This is a genomic window from Guyparkeria halopsychrophila (assembly GCF_044582135.1).
GTDB lineage: Bacteria > Pseudomonadota > Gammaproteobacteria > Halothiobacillales > Halothiobacillaceae > Guyparkeria.
Window position 1 is genome coordinate 1 of record NZ_JBDODP010000024.1, and the last position, 25,058, is coordinate 25,058.

The 25,058-nt window shown below is 65.8% G+C and carries 39 protein-coding genes; 15 read left to right on the forward strand and 24 right to left on the reverse strand.

Annotation, left to right across the window (positions count from 1 at the left end):
* Positions 1-164 precede the first annotated feature (164 nt).
* The 22 genes from ABGV18_RS10020 to ABGV18_RS10125 all read right to left on the reverse strand — a co-directional run bounded on the left by ABGV18_RS10020 (position 165) and on the right by ABGV18_RS10125 (position 13,154).
* Entirely contained in the window at positions 165-1,418 is a 1,254-nt protein-coding gene (locus tag ABGV18_RS10020) for a tyrosine-type recombinase/integrase (protein WP_396585908.1), read from the reverse strand.
* Positions 1,419-1,421: 3 nt separating this feature from the next.
* Positions 1,422-1,655, reverse strand: coding sequence for a hypothetical protein (locus ABGV18_RS10025; protein WP_396585909.1), 234 nt, complete (start codon positions 1,653-1,655; stop codon positions 1,422-1,424).
* Between the two features lie 10 nt (positions 1,656-1,665).
* Positions 1,666-1,815: a hypothetical protein gene (locus tag ABGV18_RS10030; RefSeq protein WP_396585910.1), complete on the reverse strand. Its 150-nt coding sequence runs from the start codon at positions 1,813-1,815 to the stop codon at positions 1,666-1,668.
* Positions 1,812-2,006: a hypothetical protein gene (locus ABGV18_RS10035; protein ID WP_396585911.1), complete on the reverse strand. Its 195-nt coding sequence runs from the start codon at positions 2,004-2,006 to the stop codon at positions 1,812-1,814. Before ABGV18_RS10035 ends, ABGV18_RS10030 begins: the two co-directional genes overlap by 4 nt.
* Positions 2,003-2,617: a hypothetical protein gene (locus tag ABGV18_RS10040; RefSeq protein WP_396585912.1), complete on the reverse strand. Its 615-nt coding sequence runs from the start codon at positions 2,615-2,617 to the stop codon at positions 2,003-2,005. Before ABGV18_RS10040 ends, ABGV18_RS10035 begins: the two co-directional genes overlap by 4 nt.
* A gap of 173 nt (positions 2,618-2,790) precedes the next feature.
* Positions 2,791-2,913 (reverse strand): DUF3310 domain-containing protein, encoded by a 123-nt coding sequence (locus ABGV18_RS10045; protein WP_396585913.1) that lies wholly within the window; start codon positions 2,911-2,913, stop codon positions 2,791-2,793.
* The gene (locus ABGV18_RS10050; RefSeq protein ID WP_396585949.1) at positions 2,910-4,319 is read right to left on the reverse strand and encodes an SNF2-related protein; all 1,410 of its coding nucleotides are present in this window, start codon (positions 4,317-4,319) and stop codon (positions 2,910-2,912) included. The genes ABGV18_RS10045 and ABGV18_RS10050 overlap by 4 nt, the downstream gene beginning before the upstream one ends.
* Before the next feature lie 2 nt (positions 4,320-4,321).
* Entirely contained in the window at positions 4,322-4,597 is a 276-nt protein-coding gene (locus tag ABGV18_RS10055) for a VRR-NUC domain-containing protein (RefSeq protein WP_396585914.1), read from the reverse strand.
* Positions 4,590-4,979, reverse strand: coding sequence for a hypothetical protein (locus tag ABGV18_RS10060; RefSeq protein ID WP_396585915.1), 390 nt, complete (start codon positions 4,977-4,979; stop codon positions 4,590-4,592). Before ABGV18_RS10060 ends, ABGV18_RS10055 begins: the two co-directional genes overlap by 8 nt.
* A 24-nt stretch (positions 4,980-5,003) precedes the next feature.
* Positions 5,004-7,094, reverse strand: coding sequence for a hypothetical protein (locus tag ABGV18_RS10065; RefSeq protein WP_396585916.1), 2,091 nt, complete (start codon positions 7,092-7,094; stop codon positions 5,004-5,006).
* Positions 7,091-7,372: a hypothetical protein gene (locus ABGV18_RS10070; protein ID WP_396585917.1), complete on the reverse strand. Its 282-nt coding sequence runs from the start codon at positions 7,370-7,372 to the stop codon at positions 7,091-7,093. The genes ABGV18_RS10065 and ABGV18_RS10070 overlap by 4 nt, the downstream gene beginning before the upstream one ends.
* Before the next feature lie 2 nt (positions 7,373-7,374).
* Complete coding sequence (locus ABGV18_RS10075) at positions 7,375-7,524, reverse strand: hypothetical protein (RefSeq protein WP_396585918.1); 150 nt, start codon at positions 7,522-7,524, stop codon at positions 7,375-7,377.
* On the reverse strand, positions 7,521-8,498 hold the full coding sequence (locus tag ABGV18_RS10080; RefSeq protein WP_396585919.1) for a DNA cytosine methyltransferase: 978 nt from the start codon (positions 8,496-8,498) through the stop codon (positions 7,521-7,523). Before ABGV18_RS10080 ends, ABGV18_RS10075 begins: the two co-directional genes overlap by 4 nt.
* Complete coding sequence (locus ABGV18_RS10085; RefSeq protein WP_396585920.1) at positions 8,495-8,767, reverse strand: hypothetical protein; 273 nt, start codon at positions 8,765-8,767, stop codon at positions 8,495-8,497. The genes ABGV18_RS10080 and ABGV18_RS10085 overlap by 4 nt, the downstream gene beginning before the upstream one ends.
* Positions 8,767-9,075, reverse strand: a complete 309-nt coding sequence (locus ABGV18_RS10090; RefSeq protein ID WP_396585921.1) for a hypothetical protein — start codon at positions 9,073-9,075, stop codon at positions 8,767-8,769. The genes ABGV18_RS10085 and ABGV18_RS10090 overlap by 1 nt, the downstream gene beginning before the upstream one ends.
* On the reverse strand, positions 9,072-9,707 hold the full coding sequence (locus ABGV18_RS10095) for a hypothetical protein (RefSeq protein WP_396585922.1): 636 nt from the start codon (positions 9,705-9,707) through the stop codon (positions 9,072-9,074). The genes ABGV18_RS10090 and ABGV18_RS10095 overlap by 4 nt, the downstream gene beginning before the upstream one ends.
* Positions 9,704-9,883 (reverse strand): hypothetical protein, encoded by a 180-nt coding sequence (locus tag ABGV18_RS10100; protein ID WP_396585923.1) that lies wholly within the window; start codon positions 9,881-9,883, stop codon positions 9,704-9,706. Before ABGV18_RS10100 ends, ABGV18_RS10095 begins: the two co-directional genes overlap by 4 nt.
* Before the next feature lie 94 nt (positions 9,884-9,977).
* A complete protein-coding gene (locus ABGV18_RS10105; protein ID WP_396585924.1) occupies positions 9,978-10,532 on the reverse strand; it encodes an ssDNA-binding protein in 555 nt (184 codons plus the stop codon).
* A gap of 3 nt (positions 10,533-10,535) precedes the next feature.
* Positions 10,536-10,712 (reverse strand): hypothetical protein, encoded by a 177-nt coding sequence (locus ABGV18_RS10110; RefSeq protein ID WP_396585925.1) that lies wholly within the window; start codon positions 10,710-10,712, stop codon positions 10,536-10,538.
* Positions 10,709-11,884 (reverse strand): DUF2800 domain-containing protein, encoded by a 1,176-nt coding sequence (locus tag ABGV18_RS10115; RefSeq protein ID WP_396585926.1) that lies wholly within the window; start codon positions 11,882-11,884, stop codon positions 10,709-10,711. Before ABGV18_RS10115 ends, ABGV18_RS10110 begins: the two co-directional genes overlap by 4 nt.
* Entirely contained in the window at positions 11,884-12,288 is a 405-nt protein-coding gene (locus ABGV18_RS10120; protein WP_396585927.1) for a hypothetical protein, read from the reverse strand. The genes ABGV18_RS10115 and ABGV18_RS10120 overlap by 1 nt, the downstream gene beginning before the upstream one ends.
* Positions 12,289-12,440: 152 nt before the next feature.
* The gene (locus ABGV18_RS10125; RefSeq protein WP_396585928.1) at positions 12,441-13,154 is read right to left on the reverse strand and encodes a S24 family peptidase; all 714 of its coding nucleotides are present in this window, start codon (positions 13,152-13,154) and stop codon (positions 12,441-12,443) included.
* Positions 13,155-13,293: 139 nt separating this feature from the next.
* Here ABGV18_RS10125 and ABGV18_RS10130 point away from each other — a divergent pair, with 139 nt between their 5' ends.
* Complete coding sequence (locus tag ABGV18_RS10130) at positions 13,294-13,527, forward strand: transcriptional regulator (RefSeq protein WP_396585929.1); 234 nt, start codon at positions 13,294-13,296, stop codon at positions 13,525-13,527.
* Between the two features lie 40 nt (positions 13,528-13,567).
* Positions 13,568-15,763 (forward strand): VapE domain-containing protein, encoded by a 2,196-nt coding sequence (locus ABGV18_RS10135; protein WP_396585930.1) that lies wholly within the window; start codon positions 13,568-13,570, stop codon positions 15,761-15,763.
* Between the two features lie 593 nt (positions 15,764-16,356).
* On the opposite strand, the gene ABGV18_RS10140 is transcribed toward ABGV18_RS10135, so the two are convergent.
* Together ABGV18_RS10140 and ABGV18_RS10145 are read right to left on the reverse strand one after the other, a co-directional pair.
* On the reverse strand, positions 16,357-16,545 hold the full coding sequence (locus tag ABGV18_RS10140; protein WP_396582843.1) for a hypothetical protein: 189 nt from the start codon (positions 16,543-16,545) through the stop codon (positions 16,357-16,359).
* A complete protein-coding gene (locus ABGV18_RS10145; RefSeq protein ID WP_396582841.1) occupies positions 16,538-16,876 on the reverse strand; it encodes a DUF6804 family protein in 339 nt (112 codons plus the stop codon). The genes ABGV18_RS10140 and ABGV18_RS10145 overlap by 8 nt, the downstream gene beginning before the upstream one ends.
* Before the next feature lie 53 nt (positions 16,877-16,929).
* Between ABGV18_RS10145 and ABGV18_RS10150 the strand changes: the two genes are divergently transcribed.
* Genes ABGV18_RS10150 through ABGV18_RS10210 form a run of 13 tightly spaced genes read left to right on the forward strand, consistent with a single transcriptional unit; the run spans position 16,930 to position 25,056 of the window.
* Complete coding sequence (locus ABGV18_RS10150; protein WP_396582839.1) at positions 16,930-17,169, forward strand: hypothetical protein; 240 nt, start codon at positions 16,930-16,932, stop codon at positions 17,167-17,169.
* Positions 17,170-17,187: 18 nt separating this feature from the next.
* Positions 17,188-17,763, forward strand: a complete 576-nt coding sequence (locus ABGV18_RS10155) for a terminase small subunit-like protein (RefSeq protein ID WP_396585931.1) — start codon at positions 17,188-17,190, stop codon at positions 17,761-17,763.
* Complete coding sequence (locus tag ABGV18_RS10160) at positions 17,760-19,268, forward strand: hypothetical protein (protein WP_396585932.1); 1,509 nt, start codon at positions 17,760-17,762, stop codon at positions 19,266-19,268. Before ABGV18_RS10155 ends, ABGV18_RS10160 begins: the two co-directional genes overlap by 4 nt.
* A 41-nt stretch (positions 19,269-19,309) precedes the next feature.
* A complete protein-coding gene (locus ABGV18_RS10165) occupies positions 19,310-19,771 on the forward strand; it encodes a GNAT family N-acetyltransferase (RefSeq protein ID WP_396585933.1) in 462 nt (153 codons plus the stop codon).
* On the forward strand, positions 19,764-20,201 hold the full coding sequence (locus ABGV18_RS10170; protein ID WP_396585934.1) for a hypothetical protein: 438 nt from the start codon (positions 19,764-19,766) through the stop codon (positions 20,199-20,201). The genes ABGV18_RS10165 and ABGV18_RS10170 overlap by 8 nt, the downstream gene beginning before the upstream one ends.
* On the forward strand, positions 20,198-20,578 hold the full coding sequence (locus ABGV18_RS10175) for a hypothetical protein (protein WP_396585935.1): 381 nt from the start codon (positions 20,198-20,200) through the stop codon (positions 20,576-20,578). Before ABGV18_RS10170 ends, ABGV18_RS10175 begins: the two co-directional genes overlap by 4 nt.
* A 1-nt stretch (position 20,579) precedes the next feature.
* On the forward strand, positions 20,580-22,247 hold the full coding sequence (locus ABGV18_RS10180) for a portal protein (RefSeq protein WP_396585936.1): 1,668 nt from the start codon (positions 20,580-20,582) through the stop codon (positions 22,245-22,247).
* 40 nt (positions 22,248-22,287) lie between these two features.
* On the forward strand, positions 22,288-22,626 hold the full coding sequence (locus tag ABGV18_RS10185; RefSeq protein WP_396585937.1) for a Bbp19 family protein: 339 nt from the start codon (positions 22,288-22,290) through the stop codon (positions 22,624-22,626).
* A complete protein-coding gene (locus ABGV18_RS10190) occupies positions 22,592-23,269 on the forward strand; it encodes a hypothetical protein (RefSeq protein WP_396585938.1) in 678 nt (225 codons plus the stop codon). The genes ABGV18_RS10185 and ABGV18_RS10190 overlap by 35 nt, the downstream gene beginning before the upstream one ends.
* An 11-nt stretch (positions 23,270-23,280) precedes the next feature.
* On the forward strand, positions 23,281-24,276 hold the full coding sequence (locus ABGV18_RS10195) for a major capsid protein (protein ID WP_396585939.1): 996 nt from the start codon (positions 23,281-23,283) through the stop codon (positions 24,274-24,276).
* A 29-nt stretch (positions 24,277-24,305) separates the two neighbouring features.
* Positions 24,306-24,731 carry a Bbp16 family capsid cement protein gene (locus ABGV18_RS10200; RefSeq protein ID WP_396585940.1) on the forward strand — a complete coding sequence of 142 codons (426 nt, stop codon included), beginning with the start codon at positions 24,306-24,308 and terminating at the stop codon, positions 24,729-24,731.
* A gap of 13 nt (positions 24,732-24,744) precedes the next feature.
* Positions 24,745-24,879: a hypothetical protein gene (locus tag ABGV18_RS10205; protein ID WP_396585941.1), complete on the forward strand. Its 135-nt coding sequence runs from the start codon at positions 24,745-24,747 to the stop codon at positions 24,877-24,879.
* Positions 24,880-24,882: 3 nt separating this feature from the next.
* On the forward strand, positions 24,883-25,056 hold the full coding sequence (locus ABGV18_RS10210) for a hypothetical protein (protein WP_396585942.1): 174 nt from the start codon (positions 24,883-24,885) through the stop codon (positions 25,054-25,056).
* Positions 25,057-25,058 lie beyond the last annotated feature (2 nt).

Sequence of the window (25,058 nt, forward strand, 5' to 3'; positions counted from 1 at the left end):
GGGCTTTCAATGTTGGTAGGCGCGATTGGATTCGAACCAACGACCCCCACCATGTCAAGAAGGATCGACAAGGCGGGCACGTCGTTGGATTGAAAGGAAAAATGGGGTGATTTTGAGTTAGCAGAAAGGGGCATTTTTCGGCACTTCTGGCCTATACGAATCAACTACTTGTCGTCGCCATTTGAATAGCTTTTCGGCGCATCCACGGTGCTCCATTCGTGGCCCTCGAGGTAGATCCTCGTGGTGCTTTCCTTCGTGTGGCCGCGCAGCTTCTGGATCTGTCCGGCGGACCATCCCTGCTTCTCGCGCAGGTGTTCGCCAAGGGCAAGCAGCTCGTGGAACGTGGGCCGCTCGCCGGTCGGGAGGTGGTCATACAGGCCGGTCTTGTCCCTGGCCTCGGAGAATCCGTCGCTGATCGCCTTCGGCAATAGCTGGAACGGGTGCTCACGCAGCGGTGACTTCTTGATCCTCTTGGGCCGGCGGTGCACCAGGTGCGGCGAGTGGATCTTGTCGCGGCATTTGGCGATCAGATCGCCGAGCGTTGACGCGCCGAGTGCCGAGTAGGCCACCGGCAGCGATTCCGGCACGCGGATATAGCTGGATCGGCCGTGCTTGTGGGTCTTGCTGATCCGGATGTAGACGTGCCGGCCGTCATCGTCGTCACGGCTCCAATCGAAGCGCCAGCGGCGGACTTCCTCGCGCCGCTGCAGGGCGTTGAGCGACAGCTCCATCGCGCAGCGTACGGCTGCATCTGCCTGCTCGAAGATCGCCCGGTAGGCCTCGATGCCGTCGAGCGCTGCCGTCCCCGGCTTGTCGCCTGGCAGGGTGATGCGCTGTCGCCGCTTGATCGCCTTGTCCTGGGGAAGGATCCGCGCCGGCAGGTTGTCCTGCACCACGCCGTCTGAGATGGCCGACTTCCACAGGTCGATCAGCCGGGTGCGGTACTTGTTGAACACCTCCGGCGTGGTCCCGATGTCCTCGAGGAAGTCGGCCAGGTCGGTCTGCTCGACGCCCTTCATCGGGATGGTGCCGAGGCCCGATTTGATGTTGCGGTAGAGGCGCCGGTACTCCTTGAGCGTGTGCGGGCTCATTGGGTGGCCGTTGATCCGCCGCGCCGGCAGCTTCAAGTCGAGGAACTGGTCGACGTATTCGGCGATGGTCGTGTCGGGAGCGCGCCGTCTCGACCGCTTGAGGATCTGCCCGGCGAGATCACCGCCCGGGCCGAACACCTGGTTGAGCTGGCGGGCCGCGTCGATCGCCTGCTTCTCGGTCACGTACCCGAAGCCGTTATAGCGGGCCGAGTCGGTCGTCGGCAGGTCGGGGCGCAGGTAGTAGTAATACAGCCCGCGCGCGTTCTTCGACGCGTACAGGTTGCTCGGCCAGTGGGCCCTGTCCTTGCGGCGGCGCTTCGGTGCCATGGTTTACGCCTCGATGGCCTTGGCCAGCACCTGGCCGGCCAGATCATTGACCGGCTTCACGGACGCTAGGTACTGCGCCTCGTGGCCGTTCTCATCGACGAGGACATAGTAGCGCGAGCCCTCGCGCTTGCCGGCCAGTTCGCCGCGGTCGATCCGCCGGCGCAGGGTGCGCTCGTCTGGGCGGCTCTCTGGCGTGTACGCCTGCCGGCGGTACTCGCTGAGTTTCATGTGTCGCATGGGGCCTCCGTCAGTTCCGGCAGTTGTCGGTGGATTCGTGCGGGTCTGCCGTGTACTTGCCGCGCTCTCGCTCCTCGAGAACAATGCCGGCAATGATCCCGGCGATGCCCATCAGGCACAGGACGGAAACGGCGATCAGGGATATGGTGTCGGTGGTCATCGGCCCTCCCAGCCATCGGCTGCGTGGCGATGTTTATTTTCGTAGGCTTCCAGCCATTCCTTGTCGAATGAATCCAGCGTCTCGGCCGCCCTCATGCGCGCCGCGATCCACCGGCTCATGCCGATTCGCCAGGCGGCGATGAACGCAATTACGACGGCTAGCGATCCGAGAAAAATCAGCCAATCCATCACTCCCCCTCCTCGGCTTCGCGGCGAAAGCTGTCGGCCCGGATTCGCAACCATTTCGCAGTTGCTGCGTCACCAACCGCAGAACAAACGTTGGCCGAATCTTCCAAAGCATCAGCCGCCACCCGCGCATCGCGGCGGGCTAGCTCACGCTCAAGCTCGGCGGGGCGCTCGGCCATGGTCTGCACGCGCGCGATCACCTCGTCGAGCATCAACTTGCCGTGGGCATCGCCAATCGCCGCGCGAATGTCGGCCAGGGCATAGATCTGGCGCACGCCTGTCAGGTCTGTGCGGACGTACTCGGTTGCGTCAGGGTTGTCGCTGGTCATCTGGCGATAGCTGCCGTCGCTGTCTGCTGTCAGAAACAGGCGCGACACGATCCGTTCCTCGTCGTGCTCGCTTTGCGCCGGGGTGCTGTCGAACAGATCGCGCTGGCACTCGTCCGACTGCCGCTGGGCCTCGGCCAGTTCCATTGCCTCTCGGGCATCGGCCTGGCGATCGAGCCAGGCGAACAGCTCGGCGTCCGGGCCAACCTTCTTGGCCGGTTCGATAGTTACCGGCTCGCCGCTTTGCAGTGCAGCCCCCTGTTCGTCTGTTAGTGTGATTGTCTTGCTCATGATTCCTCCTCCGGGGCTGTGGTGACGCGCCAAGTGGAGATTGTGTCGCCCTTCGTGGTCACCGCCTCATCCATCTTCGGTTGTTCAACAAGCTTCCGTTTCTCGATCTCGCGGTCTAGATACCACCGCGCCTTTTTCAGATCCTCGATCGCGTCGCCCTTGAGATCGGCGCGTCAGATGTACTTGGTCGCGTTGCCCAGGCAGAAGCCCATGTGCTCGGTCACGTCGATGCACTCGATGCCGCTTGGGTGGCTGGTGTAGTGCGCTGGGCTGTTCACCGGGTCGTGGGTGCTCATGCTTCCCTCCTCATTGCAGCGAGCAGGCCGTCCTGCTCGATTTCCTTGCCTTTCCTGCGCGCGGCCATCAGTTCGTGGACGGTGCCGCGCGCGACGATGTGGTAGATGAATACCGGCCGGTCGTGGCCTGCCTGTAGCTGGCGGACGGGGCCGATGCGTTCGAGGACTTGCTGGTAGAGCTCGAGGTCCCACCACAGCCCGAAGAAGGCGAGGATGTTGCCGCCGTCCTGCAGGTTCAGGCCGTGGCCGGCGCTGGCCGGGTGGGCGAACAGCAGCGGGATGCGCCCGGCGTTCCAGTCGTCGATCGTTTGCGGGTCGTCGTCGAGCACCCGGCCCTTGGGGAAGGCGCGTTGCAGTCGCTCGAGGTCGTGCTTCCACTGGTAGGCGACCAGCACCGGTGCGCCGGCGGCTTCGGTCACGACGGACTCGAGCGCGTCGAGCAGGGCGGTGTGCACTTCCTTCCACCGGCGCTGCGGCTCGTCGGAGAAGTTGCCGTCGGCGTCGACGTAGCAGGCGCCGCTGGCGATCTGCGCGGCCTTGGTCGTGCGGCTGGCGGCGTTCATCGCCTCGATGTCGTGGCCGTCGAGCTCGGCGAACATCTCCCGTTCGAACTGGTCGTAGAGCTGGCGGGCCTTGCTGGGCAGGTCGACCTTGACGTCGGTGACGATCGGCTTCTCGAGGTCGAACCAGTCCTGGGCGCGCAGCGTCAGGCAGGAATCGGCGAGCCGGTCGTGGATCATCTGGTCGGCGAACGGCCGCAGCACCATGCGCGGGTAGTCGCTGAACGGATTGTCCGGCTCGAAGAACCGCTCCTTGTAGGCGGTGAAGGTGCGGCCCAGCGCTTCACCGAAGTCGACGAAGAACTGCTGGCCCCACAGGTCCAGGTAGCCGTTCGGGCCGGGGGTGCCTGTCAGGTTCTGCCAGCGGTGCGTCAGGTTGCGGGCGATACGGGCGAGCGCCCGGGCCCGCTGTGTGCCGCCGCGCAACCTGAAGCCCTTGAGCCGGGTGGACTCGTCGGGGATGACCATGTCGAACGGCCAACGGCGGCCGCACTGCTCGACCAGCCACGGGACGTTCTCGTAGTTGATGGTGTAGACGCAGCCACGGTCGGCGCGCAGGGCCTCGCGGCGCTGGGCCGGGGTGCCGAGGATCGGAGTGGCCTCGCCGAGATCGCGCAGGTGCGTCCAGCCCCCCAATTCCTTCGGCCACGTGCTGCGGGCGACTCGCTTCGGGGCGATGACCAGCAGGTTATTAGCCTCACCGGCCAAGCGCAGGGCATCGAAGGCCGTGAGGGTGGACACCGTCTTGCCCATCCCCATGGACGCCCACGTCGCGCCGCGAGGGCGGTCGATCATGTGCTCGATGGCGAGGCGCTGGTAGGGGCGGAGGTGTTCAGGGGTGAGCATGCTCACGCGATCTCTCCCATGAATCGCTCAACGCCGTCCTTCGTGTCGATCACCTCGACCCAGAAGCCCAGCGCCCGCAGGCGATCATGCTCGCGGGCCTGCGCGGCCGTGGCCTTGCGCTTAGGCGCCTTCAATTCGATGAATGCGATCAGCCCGCCGGGCATGAGGACGATGCGGTCGGGCACGCTCCGGCGGTTCGGGCTGGTGAACTTCGGGCACATGCCGCCGGCTTCCTTCACGCGGCGGACGAGGTGCTGCTCGATGGTCTTTTCACGCATGGCCGGCCTCGCGACGTGCGTACTCGCGACGAAGTTTCAGTGCGCCGAGCGTCTCGAGCAGTACACCGGCCCCGTAGATGATCGCCACGTTATGGGCGCCCGCCAGGGCGATGGCGAGGACACGGAGCGCGCTGCTGGTGCGGCCGAGCACAAGCAACCGCCAACCCATGGCGACCCCGCCGGCGGGCCTGTCGTTGAAGGTGAACCGGGCGCCGTCGGCGACCAGGACAATCCCGCTCAGCAGAAAGCCAATCACGCCGAGCAGGACGAACACCCAGTCGGCGAGACCCTGCAGGGGCCCCGGAGCGAGGTAGTAACCCCCGGCGAGCAGGGCCCACTCGAGGGCGTCCACGGCGAATACGGTTGAGGTCTTGGTGGGCATGGTCGTCTCCTTGGTTGCGGGCGGTCAGCCCTTTCGATAGCGGTCGGCGGCGAAACCGTCGGCAGCGAGCGGCAGGCCCTCGGCCCAGCTCGGCACGGTCGCCAGGTGGTGGATCAGGTCGTCGACGCCGGCGCCGGCCGGGGCCTCGGCGATGACCTCGTCGTGGACGGTGAGCACGATGCGGTAGCCGGCGGATTCGATGGCCGGCATATTCGCGGCGAGCACGTCGCGGGCGAATGCCTGCGTGGCGTTCTCGATGAGCTTGCCGCCGTAGGTGTAGAGCCGGCACCAGACTTTGGCCGTGCCGCCGTCCTCGTTGCCCATGCCCATGTAGGTGATCGCGCCGTCATCGGAGAGGCGCGGGTCGAAGTAGACGAGGTAGCGGCCGCTGGGCAGCTTGACGATCAGGTAGGTATTGCCGCCGTGGTCGCGGACGCCCACCCGCAGATGGGGGCCGGCACGAAAGGTGCGGCCGGGGCGCTTGATGGCCTTGATCGCGGCGTCCTTCGTGTCGCGCCAGAGCTTGACGGTGGCCGGGTGCCGATCGCGCCACGCGAGCTTGACCGCCTCGGAGGCGATCCATTCGGTGCGGTCGATTTCCATGTCGGCGGCCTTGGGCAGGCCCCAGTCGTCGTAGTTGGCCTCGGCCCGGTCGAGGAACCGCTGGTCGACGTGGGTGCGGATCTGCCCCCAGTGGTCGGCCATCTTCACGCCGTAGCCCTGGCAGAATGTCTGCAGCGCGCCTGCACCCCCCTCGTAGCCGAGCGCGAGGTCCGGCACCTTGCCGAAGACGTTGCGAGTGGCCTTGGGTACGTCGTAAGGATCACCGCCGACGATGCTGGTGGCGGTGACGTTGTAGAGGTCCGGGCCTTCCCCCGCGTCGAAGTCGCGGAAGGCCTTGAGCTTCCAGTCCTCGCCGGCGAGGAACGCCAGGCCCCGGCCCTCGATGTTCGACAGGTCGGCCGCGTTGAGCCGGTAGCCGTCGGGCGCAATCACCACGCCGCGCAACGCGGCGCTGCCCATCAGCATCAGGTCGTCGAACAGCAGGTCGTGGACGCCGGCTTTCAGGGCCTCGATGTAGTCCTCGATGACGTGGGGCTTGGGGATGCCGCGCGACACGAGGTTCTGCGGTTGGAACTTGCGCCCAGCCCAGCGCCGCGTGCGGCTGGCCCCGGCGAACTGCAACCCGCCGCGGAACCGGCCGTCGGCAGACAAGGCCTCGCGCAGCGTGGCGTACTTGGCCGTGCTGGTCTTGTTGGCCGCGAGCATCAGCCGGGCGATCTCGCGCACCTCGGCCGGCTGTGACTCGTCGGCGGCGATCGGGGCCATGACGTGCTTGGCCGTCTGCTGGAGGCCGAGGCCGTACTGGCTGTTGAGGTGCTGGCGGACCTTCTCGCGCTGGGTGGGCGCGAGGCCGTCGGTCAGCTCGGCGAAGCGCCGGGCGATGCTCTTGCGCTCGTCGACGGCCGCGCGGGCACCGGCCTCGACCAGTTCGCGGTCGACGGCGAAGCCGCGATCGTTGATGTGTTGGTCGAGGTGCCACTCGGCGATGGTGTCCTCGCCCCAGTTCCACGTCGGCAGCCGGCGGTGGATCTCGCGCATGGCCTCGACGTCCTGCACCGCGTATCGCTTGAAGCGCTCCCACTCGTCGGGGTGCGTGTGGCGGTCGTAGCGGTCGGCCTTGTGGTTCTTCGGCGCGGGCTTGCAGAACCGCTGGATCAGCTTGCGGCCTTCCTTGATCTTGCGCTGCTCCTGCGGCAGGCCGAGCGTGCGGCCGAGCTCGTCGAGCGAACCGGGCAGGGCGTGGACGAGCGCCTGAATCATCGTGCAGCGCCAGCGCTCGATCGGCACCTCGAGGCCCAGGTTGCCAAGGCGCAGGACGTTGCGGTCGAACATAGCGTTGTGGGCGATGACCTCGTCGGCCTGGTCGAGCGCGTCGGCCAAGGCCTGCGGCATGGCGCTGTCGACGGTCACGTCCCAGCACTGCACCGGCTCGTCGTCGAGCGCGTAAGTGACGAGCAGGATCTCGGCGTTCTCCGCGTAGCGGTAAGTACCCAGATCGGCCGGGCCGCCCAGGGGGCCGAAGGTCTCCGAATCCAGATAGGCGAGGGTCATGCCGTTTCCTTCTCGCGGAGCTGGGCGCGCAGGGTTTCTGCTTCTCCCTCGGCGTCCTCGAGTCTGCTTTCGAGGTCGGAGACCTCGGTTTCTAGCTCGTCGAGGCGGCGGGCGACGGCGGTGGGCGTGTCGTCGATTTCGGTTTCCCAAGTGGCGAGCGAGCGCTCCGCCTGGGCGAGCCGATCAACCAGCGCGCGCGTTGTCTCGTCCGAGTCCAGTGCCCGCGTCTCGAGGTAGTCGAGCGGGGCGGTTCCGGCGTTGTCTGGTGTTTGCAACATCTCTATTCCTCCTCACACCGCCAGCAGCCCGGGTGACCCGGGTCGGCGCATGACGGGTGGCGTGTCAGTTCGCGGTCGTGCTGGCGCTCGGCCAGTGCGTCAATGCGCGCCTCGTGCAGCTCGTCAGCGATGTCGTCGGCGATTCCAATCACGCCACCCCCTGGCGCTCGGCCGATTCCATGTAAGCCTCGATCACTTCCTTTGCCGCCGGAGCGACGATGCCGTTTCCGTAGGCGCGCAGTCGTCCCACTCGGGCGGGAGCCCCATGAGCCAGCGGGAATGTGCCGGGTTCAACTGACCGCCACTTTCCATCCCGGCAGAACAGCCAGTCAGCGTCTGCCCAGAAGCCGTTAGTCGGGCCGGTTGGTCGTGCGTCAGCCATAGAGGGACCGCTTGACCTATCGTTAAACCGAACCCGTTGCCGTTCCCCGTTCGCTCCTTGCACTCCTGCCGCCTCTGCTCTAGGCGTTCCAGGTCTTTCGCCTCGAACCCGCTGGCACTCGGCGTCGGCCGGCCCGCCAGATTCGCCTGCCTCGGCAACTGATCGAATCGCGGCTTGCCGTCCTTCCTTGGTGCGATGTCCGCCCCGCTGTCCTTCCAATCCCTCGACGCCGGGCTTACCCATCCTTTCAGCAACGAACCATAGGCGTTGTCTGATGTGCGGCGCGCCGACGCCCGCAGCGCACAGATCGACCGCCCCGCTGGCGTAGTCCGCTCCTTCCAGGTCAGCTTGTACAAGGTCGAGCCAACCGAGGCCGTCCTTGCTTGCAACCTGCTCGCCAAAGACGACGCCAGGGCGGCGCTGGCTGATGAGGTAGTGCCAGTGCGGCCAAAGGTGCCGCTCGTCAGCAACCCCAGCACTTTTGCCTGCCGCGCTGAAAGGTTGGCAAGGGCAACTTCCGGTCCACACGGGTCGATCATCCGGCCAGCCGGCGAGTCGCAGGGCGTAAGCCCAGATTCCGATTCCGGCGAAGAAGTGGCATTGGGTGTATCCAGCAAGGTCATCTGGGCTGACATCTTCGATGCTCCGTTCGTCAACATCGCCGGCCGGGATGTGGCCAGCGTCGATCAGGTTTCGCAGCCACTGCGCTGCATGCGGGTCGATTTCGTTGTAGTAGGCGGTCACGCCACCCCCTTGCCCGTCACATGCTCGATCAGGTCATTGATGGCCTCGCCGATGTCATCGCTGACCAGCGGGACCAGGCGGCGCATGGCCTCGATGCGGTAGTCGTTGGCCGGGAGGGGGTGGATGCCTCCCTGTGCCGCCGCCTCGAGTCGGTCGATGTTCATGCCGGCGAGCGAGAGGAACTCGCGCGCCAGGTTGGCGTGGCCTGCTGAACCATCCGGCTTTTCCTGCTCCCGGTAGTGGGCGTCCAGTGCGCCTCCGAAACCCATCACACCACCTCCCGCGCTTTGCCGACGGCCGCCATGCCCTTACGCGTCACCTGCAACTGCTCAGCCGTGCGGCCAGTCATGCGGCACTGACGCTTGCCGACCGACTCGAGCATCCCAACGGCCACCAGGTCATTGACGCGGCCACGCACCGACGACAGGCGCAGCCCGGAGCGTTCGGCGATCTCGTTGCGCGTCAGGCAGAACTGCGAGAGCCAGACCACTGCCAGCACGTCGAGCGCCTGGTGTCCAATAGCCCCGGACTCCATCAGCTCGGCGTATGCCTGGCGACTGGTCTCGTTGGCGCTCATGACTGCACCTCCTGGCGCTTGAACTCGACCACCCACACCCACGGGTTTTCGTCCCATGAGCCGTGGCCGTTGATTGAGTTCCACGCGGTGCGGAAGTTGTCCTTGTAGCTACCGGCAGGCCCGAGCAGGCTTGATGATTCGGCAAGCCTGCTGCACATTCCCTCGGCCTTAGCATCAGCCCCGCTGATCTCCTGCACCCGCTCCACACGCACTTCGGTGATTTCGAGCGTGATGCGGCTGGCCCAGCGGGGCATGTGGATGGATGGCGCCCAAGTCCCCTCGAAATCGCTGCCGTCCTGGTACTGGCACACCTCGCTTGCCGGCCCTTTGTCGCAATCTGACCGGAACCAGATTTGCCAGCCGTCTTTTGCATGCGCCTCACGAACCCACAGGCGGTCGCCGGGCACTCCATAGGGAGGACGAACGCGAATCGCGTCGGTTGAATACGGAATTTCTCCAATGCCCCAGCGGCATTTGCCTTCATCTTTCCGGTTTGTGCTTTCAATCACGTGCCCGAGGTACTGATGATCCTTTGACGGCTGCGGCTTCACGATCCGCCGCGTCTGTGTTTTCCGCCCGTCGAGGATGGCGCGCACTTGGTCGTCGGTGAATATGATTGGGCGTTCTTTCATGCCATCACCCCAGCGAGTCGCTTGCGCTCGTTCCAGTCGCGGGCAAGTTGCTCTCGGCTCTTTGCCGGCGTCTTCCGCTCAACCTTCGGCGCAAGCAGGTGCCGGTCGCCCATCTCGGCGCGGATACGTTGCAGGTCGCGGTCTAGCTGGTTGGTTTTCGGTGTGACTTGGCACATGGTTTGTCTCCTTGTGGCTGTTGGCCCATCGGGGAGCGCTCGACGCAGGCAAGCGCTCTCGGATGGGCCCGGCAGCGCCGGGCGGGTTGGTGGCTTAAACGAGGTCGTCGGCGGTCTCGGGCTCGAGCTCGTCGAACTCGTCGGCGGCTGCGACGCCACCACCGGCGAAGGCCTCGCCGTCGGCGACGAACTGCACGCCGCGCAGCTGGGCGTTGATGCGCTTGCCGAAACCGTTATCCATCGGCCAGATTTCCACCTGGGCGTTGACGTAGCAGCCGGCGTAGGGACGGCCGTCCGCCTCAGTGAGAGGGGACCGGTCGCGGTCGACCACGGTCGGGCGGGTCTTGCTGCGGGCCGAGACGAAGAGGTTCCCGGCGAAGCCGTCGTAGTCGGCCTTGGTGTCGCCGTCGTGCAGGGCGAGCTTGTCGGCGCTCCGGAGCTTGGTGAGCATCGCGTCGGCTTTGGCGCCCCACTTTTCCTTGGCTGCCGCGGCGAGGGCTTCCTCTACCTTCTTGATGTCCTCGGCGTTATTTTCGGGATCAAGAATCAGGGAGGCTGAATAGGCCGGGGTGTCGTCCTCGTTCATCTTCCCGGGCTTAAACAGGTTCTGCGAGAAGGCGAGACGGGCGTTCTTGAGCATCACTTTCATGGGTCAGTCCTCTTTGAAGTGCTGTGGGTATTGGCGTTTGATCCGTGCCGTGGCCTTGTCGATGGCCTTGGCGCGTGCCTGCGGATCGTCAGGCGTGTTGGGCGTTTGCGCCGCCCGTTGCAGGGCCCGGGCCGCCGCGGTGGGTAGCACCTGGGCGGCTGGCGGTTGCTTCTGGTTCACGACACGTCCTCGAACTCGTGAGCGCTGGCTATGGCGGTGACGGCCGGTCGCGGGTCGTCGGCCGGTGCCAGGGTGGGTTTCCCTTCCGGCTGGTGGATCTGTTCCTCGATGCGCCTCCACCGGCGCGGGTGGCCTTTCAAGAGCTTTGCGATCTGCGTGGGCGTTTGGAGCGTGAGCTTGTACATCTCGTCCTTGCGCAGGCGCATGGCCGCGAGATGCTCCTTGACGGCTTCGGGGTCTTTCCACTGGCGCGCCCCGCGCCGGCCGCGCACGGCCTTGAATCCCGGCAGCTCGTTGCGCTGGGCCCGTTCGAGGGCGGCGCTCCGGACGCTGCGGGCGAAGTCCTCGATCAGGTCGAGGTTCGGGACGATCCGCGCGAGCTGTTCCTCGGTGAGCCGATCGGGATCGGGGGCGGTCGGGCTCTGCCCTGTCAGGTCGTCGAAATCGCCTACCGTCAGCTCGGCGACGTACCGGGCGCGGGCGGCGCAGTCGGCCTTGGCCTTGCAGAACCGGCACTGCGACTCGCCCGGCACCAGCATGGCGCTCTCGCGCTGGGCCTCCTGGGCGGCGATGCGGTAGCCGGCACCGTGGCCGCGCAGGGCCTCGACGCTCAGGGTTTCCTCGCTGACGTGGTCCCGCCGCGGCTGGTGGATGATCGTGCGCACCTCGCGGAAGTCACCCAGCAGGCCGAACTCCTCGAGCGCGCCCAGGGCGTAGAGCCGGAGCTGCGAATTGCCCGGGGCATCGACGCGCACGCCGCGGCCGTACTTGAGGTCGATCACGGTGATGCGGTCGCTGTGCAGGATTACCGTGTCGCTGGTGCCGAAGGACCCGGGCACGTCGATGACGTCGGAGTAGCTGACGCGCTGCTCGACCAGCAGCTCGCCGCCCTCGGCCTCGCGGCGTACCAGGTCGACGTAGCTCTGCACGTAGTCGACGTCGTCCTCGGTCGCTTCGATGCCGTTGAACACCCGGCCGAGGTAGGCCTCGGCGTCGCGCCGTTCGAGCAGGCAGGTGGCAGCCCAGTCGTGGCGCGAGGTGCCCAGCTCGGCATGGGGGCCGGACGTGTCCGGGTAGCCTTCCTCCATGCGTACCGATCCCGGGCAGTTGATCCAGCGGTGCGAGCCGGAGGCCGAGAGCTTGGCGTGGGCCTGGGGGCTGGTGGCTGTCATTACGCCGCCTCCCCTTGGGCCGCGCCGTTGACCCGGTCGATGAATTCGGCCCACTTGTCCTCGGGCAGTTCGGTGGCCTTGGCGACGTCCATATCGCTGAGGATGTCGACGAGCCCGTCGCGGTTGGTCTTGACCAGGGCGAGGGCGGCGGCGCGCACGTCGTCGAGGGTGACGTCGGCCGGGGCGTCCTCGGCGGGCGCCGGCTCTTCCGGGGTTTCGGGAGCGTTAGGTGTGTGCGCGGCCTTCGGCGGGTCGGCGAGGGTCTTGTCCTCGGTGCCAGCCGGCGTGGAGAAGTCGGGCTCGTCGTCGACGGCCTTGGCCTTGCGGTAGGCGTCGGCGCCCAGCGCAGTGATCAGGTCGCGCAGGGCCTGGGTGTTTTCCTGAATGGCGGTTTCGAGTGTCATGCGTTTAGCCTCGTTTGTTGTTGACCTGTGACGCAGACTAAAACACTTGTTTTGGACCTGTCAACAACTCAACAACAAATTTTTTCGAGGTAGACGCAAAAAAGCCCGCACGAGGCGGGCATCAGTTCGTAAAGATTGGCGAGGTGGTGGGGCTAGAGGCCGCCCGGACCGCTCTTGTCGCGGACGCGGCCGATGATGCTGATGTGCTCGTCAGCGAGGGCGGGCGGGACTTCCTCGTCCTCGAATGCTTGATTGTCGCTGCGCAGTACGAGCGTGCCGTCGAGCTTGCGGAACAGGCGTTTGACGCGCAGTTCGTCGCCGTAGCGGATCGCGTAGACGCGGCCGTCCATGATGTGGGCGGGGTCGTTCTCGGCGGTATTCACCAGCACCACGTCACCGTCGTACAAGGTGGGCTCCATGCTCTCGCCGCAGACGCGGAAGCGCCGCAGGTCGTCCGCCTTGAGGTGCTGGCGTTGCATCCACGACAGGCGGTAGGTGGCCGGTTCGCTTTCCTCGACTGTCTCGTAGGCGAACACGGCGCCGTGCCCGCCAGCGAAGGTGATGCGGTACTCGCGCACCTGGACTTCGTCGGGGTCGTCTCCGTCCTCCGGGTGCCGGCCATTGACCGGCTGGCCTTGATCCAGTGCGGGGCACCAGCCGGGTTGGATGTCCCGATAGACAAGATCGGCAACGTCGACGCCGAATGCGGCAGCGATGGGCTTGGCGTGTTCGGACTTCTTGCTATCGCGCGACTCGAGCGCGGCGATCGCGCCCTGGGAGACGGCACCGCCGGTCTTGTCGGACAGCGTCTGCTGCGACCAGCCGTAAGTCTTGCGCAAGGTCCGTATGTTCTTTCCGAGGCTCATGGGTGAGGCCCTTCTATGTGGCAGCTCTTGGCGCAAAGCTAAAACACTAGTTATAGACCGTCAAAGCACAAATGTTGCTGGAAACGAAAACAGTTGTTTTAATGACGTGGTATTTTTGCACTCACCCACGGAGACAACAATGTCTGACAACCAGCCCTTCGCTCTTGCGCGAGCCGTCGATCTTGCCGGCTCCCAGTCAGAGCTAGCCCGCCGAATCGGCGTGGATCAGCCCCACATCTGGAACTGGCTTAACCGCGGCCGAAAACGAGTCCCCGGCGAATACGTCATCCCCATCGAAGAAGCCGTCGGCGGTGCCGTAACCCGCCAGCAACTCCGCCCGGACCTCTACCCGGAGTCGGACGCTTCATCGTGAGTGCCGAGTACCAAGGCGCGACGGATCACGCGGGGGACGCATGGACAAGACCGAATTGATTGACGCGCTGGGGCCGATCCTCGCGCGGGTAAGGACAGACGTTTCGGCGGTGAAGCGTTCGGGCGAGATGGCCTGGACGCGTGACGAGATCACGCCGGCGCGACTGGCCAAGCACCTGAACGGCGGGCCGTACCGCGGTGTCTGCCCGATCCGGGCGGGGGAGTCGACGACGCGGCTCGGGCTGCTGGATCTGGACTCGCACGGCAACGAGACGTCATGGCCGGAGATGACGGCCACGGCCGAGGAGGTCATGGCCGCGCTCAAGGCCCGGGGCGGGGCGCCGGTGGCGTTTCGTTCGTCGGGCGGGGCGGGGATTCATGTCTATCTGCTGTGGGACGAGCCGCAGGACGCCTACTCGGTCCGGATGTTCCTCGCCGATGCACTGACCGCCGTGGGCCTAGAGAACGGTGCCGGTGGCGTGTCGAAGGGGCAGGTTGAGGTGTTCCCGAAGCAGGACGAGGTGCCGGCCGATGGGTTCGGCAACCAGTTCGTGTTGCCCCTGGCTGGCGAGAGCGTCCCGCTGGAACCGCTGCTGGGCCTCGAGCCGCTCGAACGCGAGGACATCACCGGGCTCGACTGGCCCATGTCCGAGCCGGTGGCGCTGCGCGAGCGGCCGGTGCGCGAGTCGTCCGATACGGGCGAGGTGGACTGGGCGCGACTGCGCTCGGCGCTGGCGGCTATCCCGAACGAGGATAGCTCGGAGCTGGACTACGACGAGTGGTGGAAGGTTATCGCTGCGCTGCACTCGGCCGACGACGGCGGGGCGGACAGCTACGAGCTGGCGCACGAGTTTAGCGAGCGCTCGAGCAAGTACGACGCGGCGTTCCTCGACCAGAAGGTGTGGGCGTACCTGCGCGAGGAGCGCGACAGCCGCCTGACGGTGGCGACGATCTACCACCTGGCCGGGGCGCACGGCTGGACCCCGCCGGCAGCCGAGCCGGAGGAGTTCGAGGCGCTGCCGCCGGCCAAGACTCCACCGCTGCCGTCGTTCGACCGGACGAAGGAAGGCCAGATCAAGAACACCCTGCCCAACGTGGTCAAGGCGATCGAGCGGGCGGACTTCTGCAGGTGGCGCGTGCGGCGCGACCGGTTCCGCGAGGAGATCATGCTCGCCCAGGACGGCACGGAGGACTGGCGCACGCTCGAGGATGACGACTACACCGAGATCCGGCTGACGATCGAGCGGCGCGGCTTTAAGCCGGTAAGCCAGGAGATGATGCGCCAGACCGTCTCGCTGATCGCCCGCGAAAACCAGTTCGACTCGGCCATTCACTGGATCGAGCGCCTGTCATGGGACGGCCAGCCGCGCATCGAGCGGTTCCTCGCCGACTACTTCAACGTCAAGCAGACCGACTACCACCAGGCGGTGAGCCTCTACTGGTGGACGGCGCACGCCGGGCGGGTGCTCGAGCCGGGCATCAAGGCCGACATGGCCCCGATCCTCATCAGCAACCAGGGCACACGCAAGTCGTCGGCCCTCGAGGAGATGCTGCCGGATCCGGATTTCTTCTTTGACCTCGATCTCGACGCCAAGGGCGACGACGTGGCGCGGCTGATCCGCGGGCGTCTGCTGGGCGAGATGGGCGAGCTCAAGGGGATGCACTCGCGGGAGGTTGAGCACGTCAAGGCGTTCCTTTCCAAGCGCCACGAGAAGTGGACGCCCAAGTACAAGGAGATCACGGTCACCTTCCCCAGGCGCTGCGTGTTCGTCGGCACCACCAACCAGGTGGAGTTCCTGTCCGACGAGACGGGCGAGCGGCGTTTCCTGCCGGTCGAGGTGGGCGACTCCGACATCCCGGCGATCAAGCGCGATCGCGAGCAGCTATGGGCCGAGGCGCGGGAGGTATTCAAGCGCGACGGGATTCACTGGCAGGAGGCCGAGCGCCTCGGTCGCCAAGTCCATGAACGCCACAAGGTGGTCGACCCGTGGCACGCCCCGATCGTCGAATGGCTCGACGGTGACGCGGACGAGTTCGAGCATCTGGACGCCGCGCCGACCTCGCGCTGGGAGTCGGTATTCACCACGGCCGACGTGCTGCGCGGGGCACTGGACATGGACCCGAAGCACGCACAGAACCGGGACGATAAACGTGTCGCCGCAATTCTTCGCGGATTGGGGTTTGAGAAAGCGCCCCGACGAGTTGGCGGAAGATTGCAAAAAGCGTGGAAGCGGTAGGAAATTGCAAATGAACGAACGCGCAATGTTACCCCTATTCAGGTCTGTTACCCCTCTGTTACCCCTCCAAAGCCGCGAAGGGGTAACACGCATGAGTCGCATGGTGACGGGCTTTGGGCGGTGTGCGAATCGCGGTGTTACCCCTGTTACCCCTATTTCCTTAAAAGTAGCTGTGAATAGAGGGAGGGGGAGGGGGCTAGAGCATTCTCACCCAAACATAGGGCGAAAAGGGGTAACAGGGGTAACACCGACGGCCGAAATAGCCACCAGCGCCCGCCATGCCGTGGTTTCAGGGTGTTACCCCTTTGCCGGATTCAGAGGGGTAACAGCGTTTCGTTGGGGTAACAGTTCGTGCAAAGAATTGCGAACGTGCAGAAGGGAGCGCCTAGCGGCGTTTTTCGTGCTTTCGTCGCTCGAAGAAAAGGACGACGGGCAGGAGCGGCAAGATCGGCCAGAACAGGCCGAGACCAGCAGCTATGAACACGTAGTCCCCCGGGTCGCTGTCTTTTGGGCGCCACCACCCAAGGCGCAGCACCGTGTACGCGACCAACGAAACCAGCAACCACCCTACGTAGTAAATCCGTTCTTCCATATCACTTCCCTTCCCAGGCCTTGCGCCGGGCGTTCTGTCGCAGCGCTTCCTTTTCGCGTTTCTTCTGCTCCTGGTTCAGCCAATCGGCGTCGGGCTTCTTGTCCCGCGGCCGGATCAGGTAGACGACCAGATCCACGAGCAACCAAAGGATCAGGCCGGCGAAGACTATGACGGTGACGAGATCATTCATGGCGGATTTCCTCCTTGATTCGACGGTTCGGCCGCAGCAGCCACCAGGCGACCAGCACGACCACGGCGGTGAGTGGGTCGATCACCATCCAAATCTCTTTGTCGAGATGGACGGGCACGAACGGGTTGAACAGCAGCGCGCCCAGACCAAGCACCCAGGGCAAGGCTTCCGGGCCTTCGAAGTACGCGACGAACGCGCCCCACGCCAGCGCGCCGGTCACGACGATTCGCAGCAACGTGTAGTAGCCGTAGGGCAGCGGGGCGACCGCCAGCACCAGCATGGCCGCAACGATCAGCGCGAGCGGCAGGGGGAACGGGTGTTTCTCGGGCATCCCAGCACCACTTTTCAAATGGACGTACCACCGATTGTAGAGGAGGGAGGGCGATGCATCGCACGATCGGCGTAAATTTGCGCGGGCTGCGCGTTGGGGAGGATCACCCGCACTCGCGGCTGACCGATACGGAGGTGGAGCTGATGCGCCGGCTGCACGAGGACGGCATGAGCTACCCGCAGCTGGCGGACAAGTTCGAGGTCTCCGTGCATTGCGTCGGGCGGATCTGTCGCTACGAGCGACGGGCCCAGCCGGCCGAGCGCGAGAAACGGGTGCACGTGCCTCCGGCATAAGGCGCTTTACTGGCGCGCATGACTACGAAGCGCACCAGCACCAAGACGAAGACCAAGCGTCCACGCGGCGGGCAGACGACGTTTAGCTGGCCGGTGGCCAACAAGATTTGCGACCGGATGGCCAAGGGCGAGACGTTGCGCTCGATCTGTCGCGACAAGGGCATGCCACCGGCCTCGACCGTGCGCCAGTGGTACGTCGACGACCGTCATGGTTTCGCCGCTCACTACGCGCGAGCGAGGGACGCCGGGCTCGATGCGATGGCCGACGAGCTACTCGACATCGCGGACGACGGATCGAACGATTGGGTCGAGAAGAACGACCCGGAAAATCCCGGCTACCGGTTCAACGGCGAGCACCAGCAACGCAGCCGACTGCGCGTTGATACGCGCAAGTGGTATCTCTCCAAGCTCGCGCCGAAGCGATACGGCGACCGCTCGTCGCTCGAGCTGACCGGGGCGAACGGCGGGCCGGTGGCTATCGACGACACGGAACGGGCAACCAAGCTCGCGGGGCTGCTCGCCCTGGCGAACCAGCGCAAGGCGAAACAGGAAGGTAAGGACGGCGAGTCGACTGACGACGAGGGCGAGGCGTGAAGGTCGAAGAAGTCGAGGCGCTGCTGCCCTACCTGACCGAGGCCGAGCGCAAGGAGATCGACAAGCTCCTGGCGCATGCGCCGATCTGGACCCCGCTGCCCGGCCCCCAGACCGATGCGTATCTCTCCGAGGCCGACATCGTGGGTTATGGCGGGGCAGCCGGTGGCGGCAAGACGGACCTTGCGTGCGGCAAGTCGCTCACCCGCCACCAGAAGATCCTTATCCTTCGCCGCGAGGCGACCCAGCTCACCGGCATCATTGACCGATTCACCGAGATCCTCGGCGGGCGCGAGGGATTCAACGGGGCCGAGCGCATCTGGCGCCTCGAGGGCCGACAAATCGAATTCGGCTCGACGCCCAACCTCGATGATTGGAACAAGTACCAGGGCCGGCCACACGACCTGCTGGTCTTCGACGAGGCGGCCAACTTCCTCGAATCCCAAGTCCGCGCGCTGCTCGGCTGGCTGCGCTCGATCGACCCCAAGCAGCACTGCCAGGCGCTGCTCACCTTCAACCCGCCGACCACGGCCGAGGGCCGCTGGATCGTCGACTTCTTCGCCCCGTGGCTGGACCGCAAGCACTCGAACCCCGCCGAGCCGGGCGAGCTGCGCTGGTTTGCAATGATCGACGGCGAGGAGATCGAGGTGCCGACCGGCGAGCCCTTCGAGCACGAGGGCGACACGATCCAGCCGACCAGCCGCACGTTCATCCCGTCGCGCATTGCCGATAACCCGTTCCTGATGGGCACCGGCTACATGTCGACGCTGCAATCCCTGCCCGAGCCGCTGCGCAGCCAGATGCTGCACGGCGACTTCCAGGCGGGCATGGAAGACGACCCGTGGCAGGTGATCCCCACCGCGTGGGTCGAGGCGGCACAAGCGCGCTGGGAGAAGCCCAACAAGATCGAGCCGATGGATTCTCTCGGCGTGGACGTGGCGCGAGGCGGGCGCGACCAGACGATCATCGCCCGCCGGCACGGCATGTGGTTTGACGAGCCGCTCGAGTACGCCGGCAAGGCCACGCCCGACGGCCCATCGGTAGCCGGTCTGACCATCGCCGCCAAGCGTGATGACGCGGTGATTCATATCGACGTGATCGGTGTGGGCTCGTCACCCTACGACTTCCTGCACGACACGAATCAGCAAGTGGTGGGCGTCAATGTCGCCGAGTCACCCACCAGCACGGACAAGTCGGGCCGGTTGCGCTTCCGCAATCTGCGCTCCGAGCTGTGGTGGAAGTTCCGCGAGGCGCTGGACCCGGCGAACAATACCGGCATTGCGCTGCCGCCATCGCGTGAGCTGCTCGCGGATCTGTGCGCACCGACGTGGTCGCTGTCCGGCTCGACCATCCAGGTGGAAAGCCGCGAGGAGATCGTCAAGCGCCTCGGCCGGTCGCCAGACTTTGCTAGTGCCTACGTGCTCGCCCTGCTCGACACGCCCAAGCGCAGCGTGATCGCCTCGATGGGCCACCAACCCAGCACCCAGGACTACGACCCGTACGGCTGATGGTGCACGTACCGCGCAACCCCTGCGCGAGACTCGCCGGCATGAGCACTGCGATCCGATCTTGCCGCGTGGCGGACATCGAGCAAGCGCCGACCATCGACGCGCTGGTGGCCGAGTACGTCGAGGAGGCCGGCGTCCCGGAGATGGGCCCGGCCAACCCGCAGTGGGAGCAGTATCGCCAGCTCGAGGCCGCCGGGCACCTGCACTGCTTCGGCGCGTGGGACGACGAGACGCTGGTCGGCATGTGCTTCGTGCTGATCTCGTCCGTGCCGCACTTCGGCGTTCCGTTCGCCTCGCTCGAGACGTTTTTCGTTACCAAGTCGCACCGTGCCGGCGGGATCGGGCTGCGCCTGTTGCGCACCGCCGAGGGGCTGGCGCGCCACTACGGGCTCAAGCACGTCATGGCGACCGCGCCGGCGGAAAGCGCGCTGTCCGTCGTGCTGCCACGGCGCGGCTACCGCGAGTCGAATCGCGTTTATCTGCGGGTGCTCGACGATGAATGAGCTGGCAGCCGCGGACCTCAAGCCCCTCGACTCGTCGGCCCTGGCCTCGACGCGGGAGATCGAGGGCGCACTCGCGGACATGCCGCAGCTCGACCTGCAGACCGACCACTTGCTGCACGCCGGCATGTACGCGCGGACGCTGCATATGCCCGCCGGCGCGATCGTCACCGGCGCGCTGACCCGATGCGGCACGGTCCTGGTGATTCAGGGCCATTGCTGGCTGCACACCGGGTCGGATGCGATCGAGGTCAACGGATACCGCGTGTTGTCCGGCCTGGCCGGGCGCAAGAGCATTTGCCGGACCCTCACGGATACCAAGGCAACGATGCTTTTCCCGACACAAGCGACTTCGGTGGCCGAAGCCGAAGCCGAGTTCACAGACGAAGCGGACCGGTTGATGTCCCGCAGAGCCTTAGAGGTGAAATCATGAGTGGAGCAATCACGGCCGTGGCATCGGTCGCCGTTAGCGCGTACTCCGCCTACTCGTCGAAGCAAGCGGCGGGCGATCAGAAGGACGCCGCGCAGAAAGCGCGGGAGCAAGCGAAGCAGCGGACCGCCGCCGCCGAGAAGCAGGCGACGGCGATGGAGCAGCAGGCCGTACAGGCGGAGCGCGCAGCGACCCAGCGGTCGAAGGCTTCCGAGGAGCGCGCGAACCGTGCGCGGCAGCGGAGCGCGAACGCCAGCGGCTCGAGTTCCGGGGCGCGCCAGATGGCCAAGGCCGGCACCGGCAGCACCATGCTGACCGGGCCGCAGGGCGTGGAGCAGGACAAGCTGAATCTCGGCAAGAAGTCGCTGCTGGGGGAATGACGTGAGCGACGAGCAACAGCGCGACCGCATCAACGCCCGCTGGGGCGCGCTCAAGAACGAGCGGTCCAGCTGGGTCGACCACTGGCGCGACATCAGCGAGCACCTACTGCCGCGGTCGGGGCGCTTCTTCGTGTCCGATCGCAACCGGGGCGACCCGCGCCACAACAAGATTTACGACAACACCGGCACGCTGGCGCTGCGCGTGCTGGCGGCTGGAATGATGGCCGGCATGACCAGCCCGGCGCGGCCGTGGTTCCGGCTGACCACCTCGATCCCCGAGCTCGACGAGTCGGCCGAGGTCAAGAAGTGGCTCGCCGACGTCACGCGCCTGATGCAGATGGTATTCGCCAAGTCGAACACCTACCGGGCGCTCCACTCGATGTACGAGGAGATGGGCACGTTCGGCACGGCGTCGAGCGTCATGCAGCCGGACTTCCAGAGCATTCTCCACCACCACACGCTCACCGCCGGCGAGTACGCCATCGCCGCCAGCGACAAGGGCCGCGTCGATACGCTCTATCGCGAGTTCCAGATGACCGTGGCGCAGATGGTTGGGCAGTTCGGCAAGGAGAACGTGAGCCCGACCGTGCGTGGCATGTACGACCAGGGCAAGCTCGACGGGTGGGTAACCGTGCTCCATGCCATCGAGCCGCGCGCCCACCGCGACCCGAACAAGCGCGACGACAAGAACATGCCGTGGCGTAGCGTCTACCTCGAGGCGGGGCAGAACGACGAATCGCCCCTGCGCGAATCCGGCTACCGCGACTTCCCCGTGCTCTCACCGCGCTGGGCGATCACCGGCGGCGACATCTACGGCAACAGCCCGGGCATGGAAGCGCTGGGGGATCTCAAGCAGCTGCAGCACGAGCAACTGCGCAAGGCCCAGGGCATCGACTACCAGACCAAGCCGCCCCTGCAGGTGCCCACGTCGATGAAGAACCGCGACGTCAATACCCTGCCCGGCGGCGTGACCTTCGTGGATGCGGCCAACCCGAACGGCGGCATCCGCACCTCGTGGGAGGTCAATCTCGACCTCAACTACCTGCTCGAGGACATCCGGGACGTGCGCGGCCGGATCAAGAGCGCCTTCTACGCCGACTTGTTCCTGATGCTGGCCAACGGCCAGAACCCGCAGATGACCGCCACCGAGGTCGCCGAGCGCCACGAGGAAAAGCTCCTGATGATCGGCCCGGTGCTCGAGCGGATGCACAACGAGATCCTCGACCCGCTGATCGAGAACACATTCGCGCGCATGGTCGAGGCCGACATCGTGCCCGAGCCGCCCGAAGCGATGCAGGGCATGGAGCTCAACGTCGATTACGTCTCGATGCTCGCCCAGGCGCAGCGCGCCATCGCCACCAATTCCGTGGATCGCTACGTCGGCAACCTCGGCGCCATCGCGCAGATGAAGCCCGACGTGCTCGACAAGTTCGACGCCGACCAGTGGGTCGATGCCTACAGCGACATGCTCGGCATCGACCCCGACCTGATCGTCCCGAACGACAAGGTCGCGCTGATCCGCAAGCAGCGGGCCGAGGCACAGCAGCAGGCCCAGCAGCAGGAGGCGATGGCGCAAGGTGCAGACACCGCGCAGAAGCTCGCCAGCGCCGACACCGAGGGCAAGAACGCACTGACCGACGTGACCCGCGCGTTCAGCGGGTACACCTGATGGTGCACGTACCAACGGCAAGTGCCGATAGGTTAGCCGCATGAGCGAGTTCGACCCGACGGACATTCCGGCACAGGACCGGGATCAGCGCGACAAGGAATTGCGCGGTCGACTCGCCCGCGAGACCGAGGACGCGGATCTCAAGTGGCTGATGGAAAGCCGCCAAGGGCGACGGATCGCCTGGCGGATACTCGACCGGGCCGGCGTGTTCCGGCTGTCGTTCGACACCGAGCCGCTGGTGATGGCGTTCCGCGAGGGCGCACGCAACGAGGGGCTGCGGGTACTGGCCCGCATCCACGAGCTGTGCCCCGACCGCTACCCCCAAATGATGAGGGAGATGACCGATGACGACCGAGACACTGATGACCGAACCGGCTGACGAAGCGGCGACCACCGAAGGTGCCGAAGGCCAGCCGCCGGCAGAAGGTCAGCAGCCCACCGGCGACGAGCAGGGCGGCAAAGACGATGCCGCGACCGTCGAATCCGACCAGGGCGGCGACAAGGCCGAGGGCGAAGAAGGCGAGGGCAAGGACGGCAAGAAGGACGACGAGAAGTCCGAAGGCCCGCCGGAACAGTACGAGTTCGAGGCCCCCGAGGGCGTCGAGTACGACGACAAGGTCATCGAGGCCTACTCCGAGACCGCCCGCGAGCTCGGCCTGTCGCAGGAAGACGCGCAGAAGCTGCTCGACGGCGTAACGCCGGTGATGAACCAGCGCACCGCCGAGCGGCTGGACGCGGCCCGCGCCGAGTGGACCGAATCGGCACAGAAGGACGAGGAGTTCGGCGGCGAGAAGCTGCAGGAGAACCTCGCCGTGGCCAAGACGGCCCTCGACCAGTTCGGCACGCCCGAGCTGCAGTCACTGCTCAACGAGTCGGGGCTGGGCAGCCACCCCGAGATGATCCGCGCTTTCTACCGGGCCGGTAAGGCCATGAGCGAGGATCAATTCGTCAACGGACAGACCCGCAGCGCCCAGGGCGGCGATGCGCGAAGCCTGTACTCAGCATCCAACATGAACCCGTGAGGAACTGAACGATGGGTACTTTGAAAACGACCAACCCAACCCTGGCCGATCTCGCCGCCCGCATGACGGAGGACGGCAAGATTGATCCGCAGATCGTCGAAATGCTCAACGAGACGAACGAAGTCTTGGAGGACATGACGTTCATCGAAGCCAACTCCTTCACCGAGCACAAGACCACCGTGCGCTCCGGCCTGCCGACCGGCACCTGGCGCAAGCTCAACTACGGCGTGCAGCCCGAGAAGTCGCAGACCGTACCGGTCAAGGACACCATGGGCATGCTCGAGACGTATGCCGAGGTGGACAAGGCGCTCGCCGATCTCAACGGCAACTCGGCCGCCTGGCGCATGAGCGAGGACCGCGCGTTCCTCGAGGGCCTGAACCAGACCATGGCGACGACCCTGTTCTACGGCGATTCCTCGCAGGACCCGGAAAAGTTCATGGGCCTCGCCCCGCGCTACTCCGACAAGAGCGCGGAGAACGGCGAGAACATCATCGACGCCCAAGGCATTGGCAGCGACAACGCCAGCATCTGGCTGGTGGTGTGGGGTCCGAATACCTGCCACGGCATCTACCCGAAGGGCTCGCAGGCTGGCCTGAACCACCGCGACCTGGGTGAGGAAACCCTGTCGGACACCAACGGCGGCCGCTACCAGGGCTACCGCAGCCACTACAAGTGGGACAACGGCCTGACCCTGCGCGATTGGCGCTACGTGGTCCGTGTCGCGAACATCGACATTTCCGACCTGACCAAGGACGCGAGCGGCGGTGCAGACATCATTGATTTGATGTCGCAGGCGCTCGAGCTGATCCCGAACCTCGGCATGGGCCGCCCGGTGTTCTACATGCCGCGCAAGATCCGCAGCGTGCTGCGCCGGCAGATCACCAACAAGGTCGCGGCGTCCACCCTGACCATGGATGAGATCGCCGGCAAGAAGGTCGTCGCGTTCGACGGCGTACCGTGCCGCCGTACCGATGCCCTGCTGCTCACCGAGGACCAGGTCTCCTGATCGGCCCCCGACACTAGAGGAATAGCGACATGATTATCGACAAGGCACTCCAAGTCTCGGACGCGCAGGCGGTCACCTCGACCGCCCCGTCCACCGACGTGGTCGATTTCGGCCAGGCCAATCCGAACCCGGGCAACGGCGCGCAGGCGACCTACATGGTCGTCACCGTCGACGAAGCCGCGGCCGCCACCGGCGCCGCGACCGTGCAGATGGCCGTGCAGGACTCGGCCGACAACAGCGCGTGGGAAGACGTGGCGCTGACCAAGGCCATCGGCAAGGCGGATCTCGCCGCGGGCGAGCAGATCGTCATCCCGATGCCGGTCGGCCTGCGCCGCTACGCGCGCGTCAACTACACCGTGGGCACCGGCCCGCTGACCGCCGGCAAGTTCTCCGCACAGATCGTCACCGGCGTGCAGAAGAACGACCCGCAGCCGAACAGCCCGAACATCGCGTAAGGAGTGACTCGGAATGAGTGAACAAGCGATCGAAGCGGAGATTCAGGACAAGGGGCTCAACGCCCCGCGCCTGAACCCCGAACACATCGACTCGACCATCGTGGCCGAGGACTACCACCGCTTTCCGGGCACGACTTCATGGGGGTAAGCGATGAAGGTTGAAGCAATCAAGACCGGCTACTTCGGCAAGCTCCGCGAGCCGGGCGACGTCTTCGAGGTGCCGAGTGGTGCCAAGGCTTCCTGGTTCACGCCGGTCAAGGGCAGCAAGCCCGCCGGCGGCCAGCAGGCCCCGAAGGAACAGGCCGGGGACGCCAAGCAGGCGTAACC